The organism is Reyranella sp. GW821-FHT12G01 (genome assembly GCF_058806575.1).
Genome location: NZ_JBXAPV010000003.1, coordinates 530,198 through 547,793 on the forward strand (window position 1 = coordinate 530,198; position 17,596 = coordinate 547,793).

General features: G+C 65.8%; 20 protein-coding genes. 11 read left to right on the forward strand and 9 right to left on the reverse strand.

Annotated elements, in window-relative coordinates; all coding sequences use genetic code 11:
• Window positions 1-8 precede the first annotated feature (8 nt).
• Window positions 9-1,877 (forward strand): HWE histidine kinase domain-containing protein, encoded by a 1,869-nt coding sequence (locus AC1RP5_RS27520; RefSeq protein WP_493115995.1) that lies wholly within the window; start codon window positions 9-11, stop codon window positions 1,875-1,877.
• Between the two features lie 150 nt (window positions 1,878-2,027).
• Window positions 2,028-2,219, forward strand: coding sequence for a hypothetical protein (locus AC1RP5_RS27525; RefSeq protein WP_493115996.1), 192 nt, complete (start codon window positions 2,028-2,030; stop codon window positions 2,217-2,219).
• A 140-nt stretch (window positions 2,220-2,359) separates the two neighbouring features.
• Here the strand turns inward: AC1RP5_RS27525 and AC1RP5_RS27530 are convergent, their stop codons facing one another.
• Window positions 2,360-3,700, reverse strand: coding sequence for a histidine-type phosphatase (locus AC1RP5_RS27530; protein WP_493115997.1), 1,341 nt, complete (start codon window positions 3,698-3,700; stop codon window positions 2,360-2,362).
• A gap of 73 nt (window positions 3,701-3,773) precedes the next feature.
• On the opposite strand from AC1RP5_RS27530, the gene AC1RP5_RS27535 reads away from it, so the two are divergent.
• The 3 genes from AC1RP5_RS27535 to xth are packed head-to-tail and all read left to right on the forward strand — an operon-like array spanning window position 3,774 to window position 6,826.
• Window positions 3,774-4,154 carry a hypothetical protein gene (locus tag AC1RP5_RS27535; protein WP_493115998.1) on the forward strand — a complete coding sequence of 127 codons (381 nt, stop codon included), beginning with the start codon at window positions 3,774-3,776 and terminating at the stop codon, window positions 4,152-4,154.
• A 37-nt stretch (window positions 4,155-4,191) separates the two neighbouring features.
• Entirely contained in the window at window positions 4,192-6,048 is a 1,857-nt protein-coding gene (locus AC1RP5_RS27540) for an ABC transporter ATP-binding protein (protein ID WP_493115999.1), read from the forward strand.
• A 4-nt stretch (window positions 6,049-6,052) separates the two neighbouring features.
• Window positions 6,053-6,826 carry an exodeoxyribonuclease III gene (xth, locus tag AC1RP5_RS27545; RefSeq protein ID WP_493116000.1) on the forward strand — a complete coding sequence of 258 codons (774 nt, stop codon included), beginning with the start codon at window positions 6,053-6,055 and terminating at the stop codon, window positions 6,824-6,826.
• 3 nt (window positions 6,827-6,829) lie between these two features.
• On the opposite strand, the gene AC1RP5_RS27550 is transcribed toward xth, so the two are convergent.
• Window positions 6,830-7,183 (reverse strand): hypothetical protein, encoded by a 354-nt coding sequence (locus AC1RP5_RS27550; protein WP_493116001.1) that lies wholly within the window; start codon window positions 7,181-7,183, stop codon window positions 6,830-6,832.
• A gap of 64 nt (window positions 7,184-7,247) precedes the next feature.
• Window positions 7,248-7,670 carry an OsmC family protein gene (locus AC1RP5_RS27555; protein ID WP_493116002.1) on the reverse strand — a complete coding sequence of 141 codons (423 nt, stop codon included), beginning with the start codon at window positions 7,668-7,670 and terminating at the stop codon, window positions 7,248-7,250.
• Window positions 7,671-7,825: 155 nt separating this feature from the next.
• On the opposite strand from AC1RP5_RS27555, the gene AC1RP5_RS27560 reads away from it, so the two are divergent.
• Both AC1RP5_RS27560 and AC1RP5_RS27565 read left to right on the forward strand, forming a co-directional pair.
• The gene (locus AC1RP5_RS27560) at window positions 7,826-8,746 is read left to right on the forward strand and encodes an aq_1923 C-terminal domain (protein WP_493116003.1); all 921 of its coding nucleotides are present in this window, start codon (window positions 7,826-7,828) and stop codon (window positions 8,744-8,746) included.
• Between the two features lie 25 nt (window positions 8,747-8,771).
• On the forward strand, window positions 8,772-9,746 hold the full coding sequence (locus tag AC1RP5_RS27565) for a Bug family tripartite tricarboxylate transporter substrate binding protein (protein ID WP_493116004.1): 975 nt from the start codon (window positions 8,772-8,774) through the stop codon (window positions 9,744-9,746).
• A gap of 149 nt (window positions 9,747-9,895) precedes the next feature.
• On the opposite strand, the gene AC1RP5_RS27570 is transcribed toward AC1RP5_RS27565, so the two are convergent.
• Entirely contained in the window at window positions 9,896-10,483 is a 588-nt protein-coding gene (locus AC1RP5_RS27570) for a hypothetical protein (RefSeq protein WP_493116005.1), read from the reverse strand.
• 24 nt (window positions 10,484-10,507) lie between these two features.
• Window positions 10,508-10,969 (reverse strand): hypothetical protein, encoded by a 462-nt coding sequence (locus tag AC1RP5_RS27575; RefSeq protein WP_493116006.1) that lies wholly within the window; start codon window positions 10,967-10,969, stop codon window positions 10,508-10,510.
• A gap of 97 nt (window positions 10,970-11,066) precedes the next feature.
• Here AC1RP5_RS27575 and AC1RP5_RS27580 point away from each other — a divergent pair, with 97 nt between their 5' ends.
• Window positions 11,067-11,270 (forward strand): hypothetical protein, encoded by a 204-nt coding sequence (locus tag AC1RP5_RS27580; protein ID WP_493116007.1) that lies wholly within the window; start codon window positions 11,067-11,069, stop codon window positions 11,268-11,270.
• Window positions 11,271-11,356: 86 nt separating this feature from the next.
• The gene (locus AC1RP5_RS27585) at window positions 11,357-11,527 is read left to right on the forward strand and encodes a hypothetical protein (protein ID WP_493116008.1); all 171 of its coding nucleotides are present in this window, start codon (window positions 11,357-11,359) and stop codon (window positions 11,525-11,527) included.
• Window positions 11,528-11,530: 3 nt separating this feature from the next.
• On the opposite strand, the gene AC1RP5_RS27590 is transcribed toward AC1RP5_RS27585, so the two are convergent.
• From AC1RP5_RS27590 to AC1RP5_RS27605, 4 genes are all read right to left on the reverse strand, one after another.
• Window positions 11,531-12,433, reverse strand: coding sequence for a carbohydrate ABC transporter permease (locus AC1RP5_RS27590; RefSeq protein ID WP_493116009.1), 903 nt, complete (start codon window positions 12,431-12,433; stop codon window positions 11,531-11,533).
• A complete protein-coding gene (locus AC1RP5_RS27595; protein WP_493116010.1) occupies window positions 12,426-13,382 on the reverse strand; it encodes a carbohydrate ABC transporter permease in 957 nt (318 codons plus the stop codon). Before AC1RP5_RS27595 ends, AC1RP5_RS27590 begins: the two co-directional genes overlap by 8 nt.
• 66 nt (window positions 13,383-13,448) lie before the next feature.
• The gene (locus AC1RP5_RS27600; RefSeq protein WP_493116011.1) at window positions 13,449-14,777 is read right to left on the reverse strand and encodes an ABC transporter substrate-binding protein; all 1,329 of its coding nucleotides are present in this window, start codon (window positions 14,775-14,777) and stop codon (window positions 13,449-13,451) included.
• A gap of 45 nt (window positions 14,778-14,822) precedes the next feature.
• Entirely contained in the window at window positions 14,823-15,875 is a 1,053-nt protein-coding gene (locus AC1RP5_RS27605) for an ABC transporter ATP-binding protein (RefSeq protein WP_493116012.1), read from the reverse strand.
• A gap of 210 nt (window positions 15,876-16,085) precedes the next feature.
• Between AC1RP5_RS27605 and AC1RP5_RS27610 the strand changes: the two genes are divergently transcribed.
• Together AC1RP5_RS27610 and AC1RP5_RS27615 are read left to right on the forward strand one after the other, a co-directional pair.
• Complete coding sequence (locus AC1RP5_RS27610) at window positions 16,086-16,484, forward strand: DoxX family protein (RefSeq protein WP_493116013.1); 399 nt, start codon at window positions 16,086-16,088, stop codon at window positions 16,482-16,484.
• Between the two features lie 107 nt (window positions 16,485-16,591).
• Window positions 16,592-17,587 (forward strand): Bug family tripartite tricarboxylate transporter substrate binding protein, encoded by a 996-nt coding sequence (locus tag AC1RP5_RS27615; RefSeq protein WP_493116014.1) that lies wholly within the window; start codon window positions 16,592-16,594, stop codon window positions 17,585-17,587.
• Window positions 17,588-17,596: the final 9 nt, after the last annotated feature.

Sequence of the window (17,596 nt, forward strand, 5' to 3'; positions counted from 1 at the left end):
CAGCCCCCATGGACAAGGTCGACATCCTGCTGATCGACGATCAGCCGGCGAAGTTGCTGAGCTACGAGGTCATTCTCGGCGAGCTGGGCGAGAATCTCGTGAAGGCCAACTCGCCGCACGAGGCGCTGGGCCTGCTGCTCAAGCTGGAGAACGTCGCGGTCGTGCTGATCGACGTGGTGATGCCGCAGATCGACGGCTTCCAGCTTGCCGCCATGATCCGCGAGCATCCGCGCTTCCAGAAGCTCGCGATCATCTTCGTCTCCGCGGTGCAGATTGCCGAGACCGACCATCTGCGCGGCTACGAGATCGGCGCGGTCGACTACGTGACGGTGCCCGTCGTCCCTGAGGTACTGCGCGCAAAAGTGCGCGTCTTCATCGAGCTCTACCGCAAGACCCGCCAGCTCGAGGCGATGAACGAGGAACTGGAGAAGAGGGTCGCCGAGCGCACCGCCGAGCTTGAGGCGCAGACCGAGCAGCTCCGCCGCAGCGAGGAGCGCCGCTCGATCGCTCTCAGCGCCGGCGACATGGGATCGTGGGAAGTCGACGTGGCAACCGGCCAGGTCGAATGGGACGACGGCGCCTACCGCATCTTCGGCGTCGACCGGACCACCTTCGTGCCGACGGTCGAGCGCGTCGAGGCGATGATGCATCCCGAGGACCGCGAGAAGAACACGGTCGGCAGCATCGTCGCCGCCGGCGACAGCCGCTTCCAGGTCGAGTTCCGTGTCATCCGCCCGAGCGGCGAGATCCGCTGGTGCTACGGCGCCGGCGTGATCCTGCGCGACACCGACGGCAATGCGGTTCGCATGAACGGCGTCACCGTCGACATCACCGACCGCAAGCGCGCCGAGGAGCGCCAGCTCGTGCTGGCGCGCGAGGTCGATCATCGCGCCAAGAACATGCTGGCCGTGGTCCTGTCGGTGCTGCGCCTCACCAAGGCCAAGAGCACGCCAGAGTTCGTGTCGACGGTCGAGGGTCGCATCCATGCGCTCGCCGCCACGCACAATCTCCTGTCGGCGACACGCTGGCAGGGCGCGAACCTGAACCAGATCGTCGACGAGGAACTGGCGCCCTACCGCACCGACCATCGCCAGAGGATCGAATCCGGCGGTCCGCCCGCCATGCTCCTGCCCGCCACCGCGCAAGCTGTGGCGCTGGCGCTGCACGAGCTTGCAACCAACGCCGCCAAGTACGGCGCGCTGTCGACCGATACCGGCCATCTGCGCCTCGTCTGGACGATCGACGACCAGGCGCTGGTCGTCGACTGGACCGAGACCGGCGGTCCACCCGCCGCCGAGCCCAAGTCGCTGGGCTTCGGTCTGTCGATCGTGCGTTCCTCGATCGAGGCGCAGTTCCGCGGCGGCGTGCTCTACGAATGGCGGCCCGAGGGGCTGCACTGCCGCCTCTCCATTCCGCGCGCCCAGATCGTCGGCCCCACGCCCGTGCCGAAGCCGGCGACCGAAGGCCCCCGCATCGCGCCCTCGCCCCGCCCGCGCAGTCTCGCCGGCCGGCGCCTGCTGATGGTCGAGGACGAGGTGCTGGTCGGCATGATGGCCAAGCGCATCCTGGAGGATCTCGGCGCCACGGTGGTCGGTCCCTATGGTGGCCTCGCCGACGGCATGGCGGCGGCGCGCAGCGAACGCTTCGACGGAGCCCTGCTCGACTTCAATCTTGCCGGCGAACTGGCCGATCCTCTCGCCGATCTTCTCATCGCGCGCGGCGTGCCGTTCATCTTCATCACCGGCTACCAGCGCGACAGCATCGACCGGCGCTACGCCAACATTCCGGTTCTACCGAAGCCGCTCGAGTCAGAGACGCTCGAACGTGTGCTGGTGTCGTTGCTCGAACCGCCGTCGCGAGTCGCCGCCGAAGCCTAGATTTCAACGCAAACGCCGGCCGCGAAACTGGGCAAAGTCGGGGCGGTTCCCGGCGTTATCGAGCTGTGCGCGGTCAACTTCCGCAAGACCCTCGCGTTAACACCTCCAATACGGAGGTCGATATACGTGATGCCAAGAGACATTCGAACTATGCCCAAGGGCCTGATCGCACCGTTGACGCAGGCGGCCCTCGCTTCGTTGCGTGCATTGGGCGACGGCGTGGCGCTTTCGATGCCCGACGAGCATCGCGCGCGCCTTCTTCATCTCGCGCTGATCGAAAGCACACATGAAGGCGACGCCATCACGGCACTCGGCCGTGAGCGGCTGGTGTCGGATCGTTAGAGTTCTTCGCCATTCAAATGGGGAAGTGCCCCGTCATACGGGGCGATGGGGTCATCCGCGGTGGCGCTGCACCTCTGACCCCTCCGGCGGCGTAAGACGCCGCCACCTCCCCATTTGAATGGGGAGGAAGGAAGCTGCTCTTAGTAATTCCCCGCGTTCGACGTGACGCACGCAGGCTCGACCGCTTCCTTGATGATCTTGAGGAAGGTCTCGAGCGGGCAGGCGTTGTTGACCGACTCCGCGGCGCAGGCCGGCAGGGCGACCTGCGTCATGCCCGGCGGGTCGCGATAGTTGAGCGGCGCGCGGCGGCGCATCTCGTCCAGCGTCTGCGCGTAGTAGGCGATGCGCACGTAGCGCTTGCCGCCGCGGATCTCGTGGAACTGCTCGAACGCCAGTGCACCGCCCGGCGACGCTTCGGCCGGCAGGAAGCCCGGAATCTGCCAGGAGAGGTTCAGCAGCGCGGCGACGTTGTGGATGTTGCTCTCGTGACCGACCAGCAGGCCGAGGCGCACCGGCTGGCCGGTTGCGGCATGGCCGGGGAAGTTGTGACCGTTCACCAGGATGGCGCCGATCAGCGACAGAAGATTTGAACCGCGCTGCTGGGCGATCGGCTTCGTCTTCTGGGTGAGGTCCTGCGCGAACTGATGGATCGACAGCAACTCCCTCAGCGTGGCGTCGCTCGCCAGCCGGCCCCACGCCACTTGATCCTTCGGCATGCCGTCGGCCGATTGCATCAGGAAATTCTCGGCGGCCGACGAGGCATAGCCGATCGGTCCGCGAATCCGGACCCAGCCGTCGGCATCGCTGACGACGCTCGACGCCACGCCGGCCTCGCCGCAGCTACCGCCGCCCACGCCCTTGGTCGCGTCGGACGGGCAGAGGACGGACTGCATCATCGTGAGTTGCGGGGCGTAGTCGCTCTGGGTCCCGGCGAAGCTGCCGCCCAGCCGCGCCATGATGGCGGCGCGGTTGGCGGTGGCGTTCATCGGGCAGGAAGCGGTCGGCTGCGGACGGAACAGCGGATCGGGCACGGTGAAATTGGCCTGGTTGCGCAGCGGCAGGTTGGCACAGCGCGGATACATGCCGGCCAGGATCGCCGCTCCGGTGGCGCGGGTGCGCTGGTCGAGGTCGGTCCACGCCGCGACCGTGCCAACGGTCGGGCAATCGTCGGCCTGGATCAGGCCACGCCCGCCGTAGAGCACGCGGTAATAGCCGCCCATCAGGCGTATCAGCTCCTCGCCGCGCGGCGACAGGAAGCCGGGCTCGACCGGCCAGGTCGGCCAGGCCGTTGCACTGTATCTGTCGAGTTGATCGTTGGGGGCGGTTGGCGAACGCACGCCATGCCGGTTCAGCACGACGGCCCGCTCGATCTGCCACCCCGGCGGGGTCGGCAGGATTTCGGCCTGGGCCGGTGCGAGAGCCGCCAGGATCGAGGCAACGAACCAGGCGGCGAGGACGACGGTACGGACGCGGATGCTCATGGTAACTCCCCCGGGCCGCACTATGCCGTCTCCGGGTCCCGCCCGTCATCCGTTCCGTGCTAGAATTCCGCCCATGCCCGTTCAGTGGACGATCTCGCATGCAGACCGACTGGTCGTTGCCGTCGCCAAGGAGCAGGTGACGGTGGCGGACATCGAGCGCTATTTCGCCGGCGTCACCGCCGACGGCGCGATGGGCTATCGCAAGATCTTCGAGATCACCCACACGCCCGCAGCTCTCAGCAGCGAGAACCTGCAGGCGCTCGGCGCAAGGGTCGTGCTCTACGCCCAGCACGGCCAGGTCGGTCCGCTGGCGATCGTCGCCGCCTCCGACAGCAGCTTCGAGCAGGCCAAGGTCTTCGCGGCCGCCGCCACGGCGCGGCGCCCCCTCGCCATCTTCCGCGAACTGCATCTCGCGCGGCAGTGGCTGGATGCCCAGTCGCTGCCGGATGCCTGAGCGGGAACCCGCACCCCCTCACGGGGGTTAGACCGGGATGCCTTCACCGTCGGCGATCACTGCCAGCTCCTTCCGCGAACGGGTCGGCGCACTCAGGAACCTGCGGCCGTTCCTCGCCATGGTCTGGGCAGCGAGCCCGTCGCTCACCGCCGCCACCATCGTGCTGCGCCTGCTGCGCGCGCTGCTGCCGGTGGCGACGCTCTACATCGGCAAGCTGATCATCGACGACGTCGTGATGCTGGTGCAGTTGCCCGACAAGCCGGTGAGCCTGCAGCAATGGCTCGACAGCGGCCATCTCAACAAGCTCGGTCTCCTGCTGGCGGCCGAGTTCGCGGTCGCGGTGCTGGCCGACGTGCTGGGCCGCATCGTCACCTTCGTCGATGGTCTTCTGGCCGAGCAGGTCAGTACCTCGTCGAGCGTGCGGCTGATGGAACATGCCGCGACGCTCGACCTCGAAGATTTCGAGGATGCCGAATTCCAGGACCAGCTCGAACGCGCGCGCCGCCAGACCAGCGGGCGCATGACGCTGATGAGCCAGCTCTTCTCGCAGGCACAGGACCTCGTCACCGTGGCGAGCCTCGCGGCCGGCCTCATCGTCTTCGCGCCGTGGCTGATCGTGCTGCTGCTGGTGGCGCTGGTGCCGGCGTTCCTCGGCGAAGCCCACTTCAACGCCCAAAGTTACTCGCTCGACTTCGGCCGCACGCCCGAGCGGCGCGAGCTCGACTATGTCCGCCAGACCGCGGCCAGCGTCGAGACTGCCAAGGAAGTGAAGATCTTTGGCCTCAATAACTTCCTGATCGAGCGTTACCGGAAACTCGCGACGTCGTTCTACGACGCCAACCGTCGCCTCGCGCTGCGCCGCGCCGGCTGGGGCGGGCTGTTCACCACCATCGGCACGATCGGCTACTACTTCGCCTACGCCTACATCGCCTGGCGCACGCTCACTGGCGAATTCTCGGTGGGCGATCTCACCTTCCTGGCGGGCTCGTTCCGCCGCTTGCGCACCCTGCTGGAATCGCTGCTGAGCGGCTTCTCCTCGGTGGCGGGACAGGCACTTTATCTCGACGATCTCTTTTCTTTCTTCGAGGTCCAGCCGGAGATCCATTCGCCCGCCGATCCCCTGTCCTTTCCCAGGCCGATTCGCGAAGGCTTCGTGTTCGAGGATGTCGGCTTCATCTATCCCGGCGCAGAGCGCTGGGCAGTGCGCCATCTCTCCTTCACCCTGAAGGCGGGCGAGGTCGTGGCGCTGGTCGGCGAGAACGGCGCGGGCAAGACCACGCTCGTAAAACTGCTGACGCGGCTCTACGACCCCGACGAGGGCCGCATCCTGCTGGACGGGCGCGACCTGCGCGATTACGGGCTCGACGAATTGCGCGGCAGCATGGGTGTCATCTTCCAGGACTTCGTGCGCTACAACCTGCCGGCCGGCGAGAATATCGCGGTCGGCAGGATCGAGGCCCGCGGCGACCACGAGCGCATCGCGCGCGCCGCCAACCGCAGCCAGGCCGACGAGGTGATCGGCCGTTTGCCGCACGGCTACGACCAGATGGTCGGCAAGCGCTTCAAGAACGGCGTCGAGCTGTCCGGCGGCGAGTGGCAGAAGATCGCCATCGCTCGCGCCTACATGCGCGAGGCCGAGGTGCTGATCCTCGACGAGCCGACCGCCGCGCTCGACGCCCGCGCCGAATACGAGGTGTTCAAGCGCTTCAAGGAGCTGAGCGCGGGCAAGACCGCGGTGCTGATCTCGCACCGCTTCTCCAGCGTGCGCATGGCCGACCGTATTCTGGTGCTGGCCGAGGGCAAGGTCGAGGCGCAGGGCACGCACGAAGAGCTGATCGCGCAGCAGGGCCGCTACGCCGAGCTCTTCGAGTTGCAGGCCGCGGGCTATCGCTGACGCCATGAAGATCGCCACCTTCAACGTCAACAACGTGAACCGGCGGCTGCCCAACCTGCTGGCCTGGCTGAAGCGCGCCAAGCCCGACATCGTCTGCCTGCAGGAGCTGAAGGCGGCCGACGAGGCGTTCCCCGAGGCCGAGCTGCGGCGCGCCGGCTATCACGCCGTGTGGCACGGACAGAAGACCTGGAACGGCGTCGCCATCCTCGGGCGCAGGACGGCGCCCGTGCTGACGCGCAAGGGATTGCCGGGGGATCGTGCCGACGTGCAGAGCCGCTACATCGAGGCGGCCGTGAAAGGATTGGTGGTCGGCTGTCTCTATCTGCCCAACGGCAATCCGCAGCCCGGGCCGAAGTTCACCTACAAGCTAGACTGGATGCGCCGCCTGCAGATGCACGCAAAGTCATTGCTGAAGAGCGGCGCGCCGGTCGTGCTCGCGGGCGACTACAACGTCGTGCCGACCGACTTCGACATCTATTCGCTGCGCTCCTGGAAGAACGACGCGCTGGTCCAGCCGGCGCCGCGCGCGGCCTTCAGGAAGCTGCTGGCGCAGGGATGGACCGACAGCCTGCGCACCCTGCATCCCGACAAGCCGATGTACACGTTCTGGGATTACATGCGGCAACGCTGGGAACGCGATGCGGGCCTGCGCCTCGACCATCTGCTGCTGAGCCCCGGCCTCGCCTCGCGCCTGAAGCGCGGCGGCGTCGACCGGGAAGAACGCGGGCGGGAAAGTCCGAGCGACCACGCGCCCGCGTGGATCGAGCTTAAGAAGTAGCCCCTACATAGAGGCGGGCAGATCGTTCAGCGCCTGCTTGGCGATCGGCATCATCTTCTCGCAGAAGTCCTTCTTGTTCTTCTCGGCTTCCTTCTCCATCGCGTCGTAGGTCTTGTCGAGCTTGCGATCGGCGATGTTGAGCTGCTTCTCGGCCCATTCGATCCAGAACTCGAGGCGCTTCTCCTGGTCCTTGGTGATGTCGAGGTCGCAGGTGTCGACGGCGACGGACACGGCGTAGAGGCCGATCACCATCTTCTCGGCGTCTTCCTTCTTGAGCGTCTGGGCGGAAGCCGTCGCGAGCGGCAGGACGAGCAGCGCGGCGGGCAGTGCGAGCGAACGGGCGAACATACGGAACATTGGTTTTCTCCCCTGGGCTGAAGAGGCGCCGCGAAACACGGCGCCCCGGGATTGGTAATCGAACCTACTTCAACGTCTTGGTGAGCGTAATCTCCGCCTTGAGCAGCTTGGAGACCGGGCAGCCTTTCTCGGCCGCCTCCGCCAGCTTGTCGAAGGTCGCCTGGTCGAGGTTCGGCACCTCGGCCACCAGGGTCAGCGCGGACTTGCTGATCTTGAAACCGGCGCCGTCCTGGTCGAGCGAGATGGCGGCCTCGGTCTCGAGCAGGGTCGGCGTGAAGCCAGCTGTTTGCAGTTGGAATGCCAAAGCCATGGTGAAGCAGCCGGCATGGGCGGCGGCGATCAGCTCCTCGGGATTGGTGCCCTTCTCGCCCTGGAAGCGCGTCTTGAAGGAATAGGGCGTCTTGGACAGGACGCCGGAATCGCTGCTGATATCGCCGGTGCCGTCCTTGCCGGTGCCGCGCCATTCGGCCTTTGCCTTGCGGATCATGTCTCGTCTCCTGTCGGATCTGGATGGGCGCACCATGCCCCGGCCACATGACAGAAGCGATTCATCCCTTCGCATAGGTGAGGGCACCCATATCCAGTCTCGTCGCAGTCTGCCTGCGCTGCTAGTGTCCGCGTTCGGGCAATGGGGAGACTCTCATGCGGGTTGTTTTCGCGGCGCTGGTATCGGCGTTGCTGCTGTTTGGATTTGCCACCGGCGCCTCGGCGCAGAACGGGCTGGAGCGCTTCGAGAAGGAGATCAAGCCCCAGTTCGAGCTCAAGAAATTCACCTACGGCAGCGCCCAGCCGCTCGGCGCCTCCGGCTTCGTCCTGAACGACGTCGTCGCGGTCGTCCCGGCCAACGCCGCGACCGGCGACAAGGAGAGCACGGTCAAGATCGACAAGGTGACGGTCGAGGATCTCGACTTCGATCGCCTGAAGAAGGGTGCCAAGGACGATCTCGCCCCGCGCTTCGCCAAGCTCAAGCTCGAAGGCATGACCGGCGACGACGAGCTGTTCACCGCGCTCGAGCCCTACGGCGTGCCGAAGGTGCCGTTCGACATCGCGCTCGACTACCGCATCGATCCGGCGGCCAAGGTGCTGACCCTGAACATGCTGGAAGTGACCTTGCGCGGCCAGGCGCGCTTTGCCCTGTCGATGATCGTCGACGGCGTGAGCGACAAGTCGGACATGGACACTGCCAAGGACGAGGGCCGGCTGCGCAGCGCCTCCTTCACCATCGACGACAAGGAACTGTTCGCCAAGCTCGTCCCCGCCGCCGCCAAGGAAGAGGGCATCACGCCCGACGAGTTGGTCAACACGGGTCTCGAAGCGATCGGCGGCTTCGCCCAGGCCCAGAGCGGTGAGACCTTGAAGGCGCTCGACGCGGTCGTCTCGTTCATCACCGACTGGAAGGCGCCCAAGGGCCCGCTGGTGCTGGGCCTGAAGCCCACCAAGACCGCGGGCCTCGACGATCTCGACAAGATCATGGTGCCCAACGCCCTCTCCGACATCTTCGGCTTCACCGCCACCTATCCCGGCACCCGCGCCGGTGCGGCCAAGGCGGGCGGCAAGAAGTAACGAACAAGAAAAAGTGGAGGAAAAGATGAAGCGCCGTTCCCTGCTGGCCGGTGCAGCCCTGCTGCCGCTCGGCCTTCCCGCGCGGGCGCAGGAAGCCTATCCGTCGCGGCCGATCACCATGATCGTGCCCTTCCCCCCCGGCGGCGTGGCCGACATCACCGGCCGGCCGACGGCGCATGTGATGGGCAAGCTGCTGAAGCAGTCGATCGTCGTCCAGAACAAGGGCGGCGCCGGCGGTGCGGTGGGCACGGCCCAGGCCGCCCGCTCCGCCCCCGACGGCTACACGCTGCTGATGGCGCTGTCGTCGATCTCGGTGCTGCCGGTGGCCGATGTGCTGCAGGGCCGCACGCCGTCCTACGAGCTCGACCAGTTCGCGCCGATCGCCCTGATCAGCGCCGATCCCACGGTGCTCGTGGTGCGCGAGGACGGCCCCTACAAGACGCTGAAGGACCTGGTCGAAGCCGCGAAGGCCAAGCCGGGTACGATCAATTACGGCTCGTCGGGCGTCTACGGCACGCTGCATGTGGCGATGGAGATATTCGCCAATGCCGCCGGCATAAAACTGTTCCACATCCCCTACCAGGGCGGCGGCCCGGCCGTCGCGGCGCTGCTGGCCGGCCAGATCGATGCACTTGCCTCGGGACCGTCGGCGGCGATGGCGCAGATCAAGGCGGGCAAGATGCGCGCGCTCGCGGTGTGGGGCGACAAGCGCCTCGCCTCGCTGCCCGACGTGCCCAGCATGAAGGAGCTGGGCTACGACGCCACCTTCTACATCTGGTCGGGCCTGTTCGCGCCGGCGGCGACGCCGGTGCCGATCCTGACCATCCTGCGCGACGCGGCCAAGCGCACGGTCGAGGATCCGGAGTTCAAGGAAGCGATGGCCAAGATCGAGACGCCCATCGCCTATCTCGACGCGCCCGAGTTCCAGGCCTTCCTCGACAAGGACGCGGCCCGGCTGAAGATCGCCGTCGAGCGTATCGGCAAGGTGCCGGAAAACTAAGGACCCAACGTCCTCCCCATTCAGATGGGGAGGTGTCGTCGTCTTACGACGACGGAGGGGTCATAGGTTTGCTCGGCCTATGACCCCATCGCCCCTTATGAAGGGGCACTTCCCCATTTGAATGGGGAAGCATCTGAGCTCTGCTCGCCCTAGTTCGTATACGGCCGGCGCAGGCGCTCGATCTCGGCTTGGCTCGGCGTATAGGGATCGGCCTTAGGGTCGAAGCTCTTCCAGCCGGCCTTCCGGTAGTCGGCCTCGCGCGCGATGTAATCGATCGGGCGATGCTGATCCATGATGCGCAGCACGCGCGGCTCGTCGGCCTCCGACGTGCGGACGCTCACCATCGTGCCGCCACGGCGCACCGCCTCGCAATAGACCTGCGCCTCGGACTCGGGCACGCCTGCCGACACGAGCGCGCCGACCACGCCGCCAGCCGTGCCGCCCGCGATCGCGCCCAGCGCCGTCGTCGCCAGCGCGCCCGCCGCGACCACCGGGCCGAGACCCGGAATGGCGATCATGCCGAGCCCCGCCAGAAGTCCCGCCGTGCCGCCCAGCGCCGCGCCGATGCCGGCCCCGGCGCCCGCGCCGGACGGCTCCTCGGCGCGCACGCTCTCCTCGCAGACATAGCGGTTGGCGATGATGTTGATGTCGGACGAGGCGGCGCCGGCCGCTTCGAGATCGGCCACGACCTGGCTTGCCTGACCGTAACTGTCATAGACGCGCGCGATGGTCTTCATGTTGGCTCTCCTTGTGAGGGTTGGTTACTGCGAGACGACGTTGCCCTTGAAGTCGACGGCGACGTTCACCGGGTCGCTGCCCTTCTTGGCCGCGCCGCGCCAGATTCCGTCATTGTCCTTGGCAAGGGTCGCGATGTCGGTGTAGCCGGCCGCGACGGCGCGATCCTTGGCCTGGCTCTCGGTGAAGGAGTTGGCGCCCTTCAGCGGCGCGCCGGCGTCCGGCGCCTTTGCCTTGAACACGTCGCCCTTGCAGGCGGCCATGAATGCATCCTTGGTAATGCGGCCATCCTGCGGCGCGGCCTGCGCGCGGATGCGGATATAGGCGATGTAGCGATCCGCCTCGGGACCGGCGATCACGCCATCCTTGTTGGCGTCGGCCTGCGCCCACTCGGCGGCGCAGTCGGCATCGTTCGCGGCGAAGGCGAAATGAGGTACGGCGGCGAACGCAACCGCGAAGATCGCGGCCTGTGCAAGTTTGCGTGTCATTGGAACGCTCCGTAATCGTTGGGTTTTTTCGCGTGTCATCGACTGCAGCGAAAGAAACGGTGCGTCGCGCAACCACGTTCCCGAACGGGACGTTTTATTGGCAGCGGTCGCCATTCCGGCGATCGCGGCGAACATGGAGAACGACACCATGAACGACCAGAAGCAGAATCCTTCGCAGGGCCAGGATCGCGATCGCCAGCAGCGTGAGCAGGTCCAGCGCGAGCAGCAGCAGAAGCAGAACCAGCAGCCGAACCAGAAGCCTGGTCAGCCGCAGCAGCAGCCGCAGAACAAGGACCACTAGTCCTTGATCCCTGAAAGCCGAATGCCCGCCGAGAGGCGGGCATTCGTTTTTCTGAACTTCAAGAAATCAAACAGGAGAGCGCGACGATGACCCTACAGGCCGCAGACCCACCGCGCGAAGTCCCCGCCGTTCCGCCCGCTCCCGGCAAGGTCGATCCCGTGCCGCCGGAGATGCCGGCCCAGCCCGGCATGCCCGCGCCGGAAGACATGCCGACGCCGGTGCCGCATCCACAGGGCCCGCCGGGCCCCGTGGCTTGACCTTTACTCCTTCACCGCGCCGGTGAGGGAGGAGACGTAATAGTCGACGAAGAACGAATAGAAGATCGCGACCGGCAGCGAGCCCAGCAGCGAGCCCGCCATCAGCGAGCCCCACTGATAGACGTCGCCCGACACGAGCTCGGTCAGGATCGCGACCGGCACGGTCTTCTTCTCGCTGCTCTGGATGAAGGCCAGCGAGTAGATGAACTCGTTCCACGAGAGGGTGAACGAGAAGATGCCGGCCGAGATCAGGCCGGGCACCGCCAGCGGCAGCGTGATGCGCCGCAGGATCTGCAGGCGCGTCGCGCCGTCGATCAGGGCACACTCTTCCAGTTCGTACGGGATCGACTTGAAGTAGCCGATCAGCAGCCAGGTGCAGAACGGCACCAGGAAGGTCGGGTAGGTCAGGATCAGCGCCAGCGGCGTGTCGAACAGGCCGAGCTGATAGACCGTCGTCGCCAGCGGAATGAACAGGATCGACGGCGGCACCAGGTAGGCAAGGTAGATGCCGAGGCCGACATACTGGCTGCCCCGGAAGCGCAGGCGCTGGATGGCGTAGGCCGCCAGCACGCTCGACAGCAGCGACAGGAAGGTCGAGCAGACCGCCACGCCCATCGTGGTCATCAGCCACTTCGGATACGAGGTCTGGAACAAGAGCTTGTAGATGTGATCCAGCGTCGGGCTGCCGATCAGGAACGGATTGTACGTCTTGTAGTCGTACAGCTCCGCGTTCGGCTTGAAGGCCGTGATTCCCATCCAATAGAACGGGAAGAGCAGCAGGATCACGAAGCAGATCAGCGGCAGGTAGATCGTGACCAGCCGACGGCCACGGCTCTCCCAGACCATGTCCTCGGCGGGAGCGGTCGAGCTGGTCGGCGTCAGGGCCTCTGTGGCGACGTTAGTCATTGGCCTCTCCCTGCTGCCACTTGCGGCGCGCGAGCGCGAAGTAGCTGAACAGCGTGGCGAACACGAGGAACGGGATCATGGCGACGGCGATCGCGGCACCCTCGCCCAGCTCGCCGCCGGCGATGCCGCGTTGGAAGGCGAGCGTTGCCATCAGATGGGTCGAGTTGATCGGGCCACCGCGGGTAATCGCGTAGACGAGCTGGAAGTCGGTGAACGTGAAAATGATCGAGAAGGTCATCACGATCGCCAGGATCGGCAGCAGCAGCGGGAAGGTGATGTAGCGGAAGCGCTGCCACGCCGTGGAGCCGTCGAGCAGCGCCGCCTCGTAGAGCGAGGGCGAGATCGTCTGCAGGCCGGCCAGCAGCGAGATCGCCACGAACGGGATGCCGCGCCAGATGTTGGCCGCGATCAGCGACCAGCGCGCGGGCCAGGTCGTGCTCAGGAAGTCGAACGGCTTGCTGCGAATGCCGAGCACGTCGACCGCGAAGTAGGAGATGATCGAGAACTGCGGGTCGTAGATCCACCAGAAGGCCAGCGCCGACAGCACGGTCGGCACGATCCACGGCAGCAGGATGATGGCGCGCAGCAGGTTCTTGAGCGGCAGGTGGCGGTTCAGCAGCAGTGCGAGCCACAGGCCCAGCGCGAACTTTCCGAACGTCGCGACGCCCGTATAGAAGACGCTGTAGAAGACCGCGGTCCAGAACTGCGGGTCCTCCATCAGGTATTCGAAGTTATCGAGACCGATCCACTTGCCGGTGCCGCCGATCTTGGTGTCGGTGAAGGACAGCCAGATGCCGAGGCCCAGCGGATAGGTGAGGAACACCATCAGCAGGCCGCAGGCCGGCAACAGGCACATGAAAATCAGGAACGCCTTGTTGTCGAACAGGCGCGCCAGCCAACCGTGCTGCGTCCGGGTCCGGTTCCAGTCTGTCATCGTGGCGACGGTCATCTTCCCTCCGAAGAGCGGGAGAGCGGCGCGACCGGTCAAGCCGGTCGCGCCATTCCCTGTCAGGTCCTAGCGGTAGTAGCGGCGCGTACGACGCTCCGCTTCCTTGGCCGCGTCGGCCGGGGTCGCCTGGCCCGAAGCCACCGAGGCGAACATCTGCACCAGGATGTATTCCGCGGCGACGGTGCCGGCGGCCTGGGTGATGGGGCCCTTGTAGCCGCTCCAGAAGCGATTGTTCATCGTGCTGCGGTAGAGCGCGATCTTGGGATCGCTCTCCCACACCTTGCTCTTGTCATAGGCGTTGAGCGGATGCGACCAGTAGCCCAGGCAGCCGGTCAGCCACGGGTCGTACTGCTCGGCTTCCATCATGAAGGTCAGGTAGGCCTTGGCGGCGTTCGGGAACTTGGTGTGCTTGAACACCATTCCGTTCAGCACCGTGGCGCTCATCGGCGCCGAACTGGCGACACCCTGCACGAGGTTGGCATGCTCGGTGTCGTCGGCGATCGCCTTCGTTGCCGGGTCGTTCTTGAGGGCGAAGTACATCGACACGCCGTTGGCCGTGAAGAACAGCTCGTTCGACGCATAGGCCCGGTTGTTGCTGATGTCGTTCCACGACATCGTGCCCGGGATGAAGGTCGGATAGAGCTCCTTCACGAAGTTGAGCGCGTTGATCGTCTCCTTGCTGTTCAGGATGACCTTGCCGTCTTCGTCGACGAGCGCGCCGCCATGGCTCCACAGCATCCAGTTGGCGAAGCCGTTGGCGTCGCCCACCGCATTGCCGAGCGCGAAGCCGGCCGGCTTCTTGATCTTCTGGAGCTGCTGGCAGAGCTTCAGCAGGTCGGCATGGGTCGTCGGGACCTTGTCGAAGCCAGCTTCCTTGAGTGCCGAGGCGCGATAGACGAGCGGGCCACCCGAGCCACCCATCGGCAGGCCGATCCAGTTGTTGGTCTTGGCCTTCTTGCCGAACTTCTCGCCCAAGAACATCCAGCCGCCGTACTTCTTTCCGAGATATTCGGCGATGTCGGTGAGTTCGATCACCTTGTCGGCGTAGATGTGCGGATCCTCCGCCCAGCCCAGGACGATGTCGGGGCCGGCGCCGGTGTTGGCCGACACGGCGGTCTGCTGGCGGATGTCTTCCCAGCCCACCAGGTCGACCTTGACCTCGACGCCGGTTTCCTTGGCGAACTTGGCGCTGTTGGCACGGAAGATCACCTCGTCGGGCTCGACGAAGCGCGCGGGCCGGATCAGGCGCAGCGTCGCGCCGCTTTCGATCGGCAGCTTGGGCGGCGCCACGTCGGCCTTGGGAATGGTCTGGCCGTTGGCCCCGCGGGCCATCGCCATTGCCGCCGCCGCGGCACCCAAAATGATCGACTCACGACGCTTGATGATGAACGCCATTTTCGTTTCCTCCTGATTGACCTTGTTCTGTCTTTTTCCCCGTTCTCAGAGGCGCTGGCCCGACTGCTGGTCGAACAGATGGACCAGGGCGGGATCGGGCCTCACGGGCAGGATCTCGCCGGGCTTCGCCGTAACACGTTCGCGGAAGGCGCCGATCACCGACTGGCCGCCGATCCGCAGCAGGACCTGGGTTTCCGAACCGGTCGGCTCGACCACCTGCACGGTGGCCGGGATGCCGCCGGCATCGAGCATCAGATGCTCGGGCCGCACGCCGTAGACGGCGGGACCGTCGACCGGACGGCCGCCATTGGTCGGCAGCGGCCAGGCCGTGCCGTCTTCCATGCGCAGCGCGCCGTTCGAGACGGTGCCCTTCACCATGTTCATCGCCGGCGAGCCGATGAAGCCCGCGACGAAAAGATTGGCCGGCCGGTCGTAGAGTTCCAGCGGCGCGCCGATCTGCTCGATATGGCCGTTGTTCATGACCACGATCTTGTCGGCCATGGTCATGGCCTCGATCTGGTCGTGGGTGACGTAGACGGTGGTGACCTTGAGCCGCTGGTGCAGCTCCTTGATCTCCGAGCGCATCTGCACGCGCAGCTTGGCGTCGAGGTTGGACAGCGGCTCGTCGAACAGGAAGACCTGCGGGTTGCGCACGATGGCGCGGCCCATCGCGACGCGCTGGCGCTGGCCGCCCGAGAGCTGGCGCGGGAAGCGGTGCAGGAGCTGTTCGAGGCCCAGGATCTTCGCCGCCCGCCCGACTTCCTGGTCCATCACCGACTTCGGCGCCTTCGCCAAGGTCAGCGAGAAGGCCATGTTGTCGTAGACCGTCATGTGCGGATAGAGCGCGTAGTTCTGGAACACCATGGCGATGTCGCGATCTTTCGGCGGGACCGTGTTGACCACACGCCCGCCGATCGCGATCTCGCCCGACGTGATGTTCTCCAGGCCCGCCAGCATGCGCAGCAGGGTGGACTTGCCACAACCCGAAGGACCCACCAGGACCACGAACTCGCCATCGGCGATGTCGACACTTACGCCATGTAGAATCTCTACCGGCCCGAACGCCTTCCGCGCCTTGCGGACTTCGACCGTCGCCATACTTCCTCCACGCGTGCGGCCTCGGGCCGCTTATTGCTTGTACTTTTGCCGGCTCTTTCGACCGGTCGCGGCGGGATCATAGGCAAACCTTACGGGAAGTGCGAGTACTCACTGACGGATTGGTAACCCGATCACCAGCAATCGCTTGTCGGAAGTGCGAACCACATTCAGGATGCCCAAAGTGCAATTAGATTTTGGGGAATTACCGCGATGAACTTCGACGCTCTCGGCGCGGCCTGGGCGCCGCGCCTGCTCAGCATTCTACGAATCATGAGCGGGCTTCTCCTGCTCCAGCACGGCACCGGCAAGCTGCTGAAATTTCCGGCAGGCGTCGTTCCGGCCAACTTCAACCTCATGTCGATGCCGGGCTATGCCGGCATGATCGAGTTCGTCTGCGGCATCCTGCTGGTCATCGGGCTGTTCAGCCGCCCGGCCGCCTTCATCGCGTCGGGCATGACGGCCGTGGCCTATTTCATGGTCCATGCCCCTCAGGGCTTCTATCCGATCCTCAACAAGGGCGAGCTTGCCGTCCTCTATTGCTTCGTCTTCCTCTATCTCGCGGCGGCCGGCCCCGGCCCCTGGAGCATCGACGCGGCGCGCCGGAAGTAGCGCTTAACGCGCCTCCGCCAAAAAGCTATGGAACGTCGGACGGCTGCCTCGTGCAGCCGTTTCGATGTGTGCAAGACTTAAAAAGAAAAGAAACAGGAGGAGCGTTCATGTCCCATCCGGTCTCGATCAACCGTCGCCGCTTTGCCGCCCTCGCCGGCGCAACGGCCCTCACCGCCCCGTTGCTCGCCCCCGGCCTGGCCAGCGCCCAGGCGCGCTGGAAGCCCGAGAAGCCGATCACGATCTACAACCCGTTCGCCGCGGGCGGCGTCACCGACGTGCACATGCGCCTGCTCGCCGAGGCCGTGACCAAGATCCTGGGCCAGCAGATCGTCATCGACGTGAAGGCGGGCGCCGCCGGCACGCTGGCGCCGGCGATGCTGCTCAACGCCAAGCCCGACGGCTACACGCTGGCGGTGATGAGCATCAACACGCTGCGCTATCCGCACTACCAGCAGACCAACTGGAACCCGCTGACCGACTTCACCTACATCACCGGTCTCTCGGGCTACACGATGGGCATCGTCGTGCGCGCCGACAGTCCCTGGAAGACGTTCCAGGACATGATCGCCGCCGGCAAGAAGGACCCGGACAAGTTCAACTACGGCACCTCGGGCGTGGGCGGCACCGGCCAGCTCATGATGATCGAGGTCGAGCAGGCCACGGGCGCCAAGTTCACCCATGTCCCCTACAAGGGCGGCGCGGAATGGATGCAGGCGCTGATGGGCGGCGAGATCCAGTTCATCGCCGATGCCGCGCAATGGGCGCCGTTCGTCGACGACGGCAAGTGCCGCATCCTGGCCTTCGCCACCGAGAAGCGCATCCCGCGCTACCCGGACGTGCCGACCATGATCGAGCTCGGCGTGAACGTCGTCGGCCAGAGCCCCTACGGCCTGCTCGGCCCCAAGGGCATGCCGCCGGAGATCGTCAACACGCTCTACGAAGCCTTCAAGCAGGCCTCGACCGAACCCAAGGTGACCGAATATCTCGCGAAGTTCATCCAGGTGCCGTGGGAGAAGAACCCGGCCGAGTTCCGCGCCTTCGCCGAGAAGTACTACAACGACGTGAAGCCGCTGCTGATCAAGGCGGGCCTCGCGAAGTCCTGAGGAGGAGTT